Raw genomic sequence first — 1,861 nt, 5'->3', positions numbered from 1 at the left:
CTCGACTTCGACCGGTATCAGCTCGCTGTCGACGGGCCTGAGCTCGACCGATAGCTCGGTCGCCTCGCTGTCGACCTCCACGTCGACTGGCCTCTCGTCGGCAACCAGCTCGATCGGCTCGCTGTCCACTTCGACTTCGACGGGGATCAGCTCGCTGTCGACGGGCCTCAGCTCGACCGATAGCTCGGTCGCTTCGCTGTCAACCTCCACGTCGACTGGCCTGTCCTCGGCTAACAGCTCGATCGGCTCATTGTCCACTTCGACTTCGACGGGGATCAGCTCGTTGTCGACGGGCCTCAGCTCGACCGATAGCTCGGTCGCTTCGCTGTCGACTTCCACGTCGACCGGCCTGTCGTCGGCTAACAGTTCGATCAGCTCGTTGTCCACGTCGACCTCGACGGGTATCAGCTCGCTGTCGACCGGCCTGAGCTCGACCGATAGCTCGGTCGCTTCGCTGTCGACCTCCACGTCGACTGGCCTCTCGTCGGCTAACAGCTCGATCAGCTCGTTGTCCACGTCGACTTCGACCGGCATCAGCTCGCTGTCGACGGGCCTGAGTTCGACCGATAGCTCGGTCGCTTCGCTGTCGACGTCGACGTCGACTGGCCTCTCGTCGGCAACCAGCTCGATTTCGTCGCTGTCCACCTCGACCTCGACCGGCCTGTCGTCGGCTAACAGTTCGATCAGCTCGTTGTCCACGTCGACCTCGACGGGTATCAGCTCGTTGTCGACGGGCCTGAGCTCGACCGATAGCTCGGTCGCTTCGCTGTCGACCTCCACGTCGACCGGCCTCTCGTCGGCGACCAGCTCGATCAGTTCGCTGTCCACGTCGACCTCGACCGGCATCAGCTCGTTGTCGACCGGCCTGAGCTCGACCGATAGCTCGGTGGCTTCGCTGTCGACGTCGACGTCGACTGGCCTCTCGTCGGCAACCAGCTCGATCGGCTCGCTGTCCACCTCGACCTCGACGGGTATCAGCTCGCTGTCGACCGGCCTGAGCTCGACCGATAGCTCGGTCGCTTCGCTGTCGACCTCCACGTCGACTGGCCTGTCCTCGGCTAACAGCTCGATCGGCTCGTTGTCCACTTCGACTTCGACAGGGATCAGCTCGCTGTCGACCGGCCTCAGCTCGACCGATAGCTCGGTGGCTTCGCTGTCGACGTCGACGTCGACTGGCCTCTCGTCGGCGACCAGCTCGATCAGTTCGCTGTCCACGTCGACCTCGACCGGCATCAGCTCGTTGTCGACCGGCCTGAGCTCGACCGATAGCTCAGTGGCTTCGCTGTCGACGTCCACGTCGACCGGCTTGTCGTCGGCAACCAGCTCGATCGGCTCGCTGTCCACCTCGACCTCGACCGGCATCAGCTCGTTGTCGACCGGCCTGAGCTCGACCGATAGCTCGGTCGCTTCGCTGTCGACTTCCACGTCGACCGGCTTGTCCTCGGCGACCAGCTCGATTTCGTCGCTGTCCACGTCGACTTCGACGGGTATCAGCTCGCTGTCGACCGGTCTGAGCTCGACCGATAGCTCGGTGGCTTCGCTCTCGACTTCGACGTCGACCGGCCTGTCGTCGGCTAACAGCTCGATCGGCTCGCTGTCCACCTCGACCTCGACGGGCATCAGCTCGCTGTCGACGGGCCTGAGCTCGACCGATAGCTCGGTCGCTTCGCTGTCGACCTCCACGTCGACGGGCCTGTCGTCGGCTAACAGCTCGATCAGCTCGCTGTCCACGTCGACCTCGACGGGTATCAGCTCGTTGTCGACGGGCCTGAGCTCGACCGATAGCTCGGTGGCTTCGCTGTCGACGTCGACGTCGACTGGCCTCTCGTCGGCAACCAGCTCGATCAGCTCGTTGTCCACG

The 1,861-nt window shown here is 64.1% G+C and carries 1 pseudogene; it reads left to right on the top strand.

The window, feature by feature from the left end:
- Positions 1 to 1,861 (top strand): annotated as a pseudogene (locus U4Z64_RS37190) (hemagglutinin); the annotation flags it as partial.

The organism is Burkholderia sp. BCC1996 (assembly GCF_905339955.1).
GTDB lineage: Bacteria > Pseudomonadota > Gammaproteobacteria > Burkholderiales > Burkholderiaceae > Burkholderia.
Note: the sequence above shows the minus strand (reverse complement) of the source record. Positions and strands in the feature narration are given on the sequence as shown.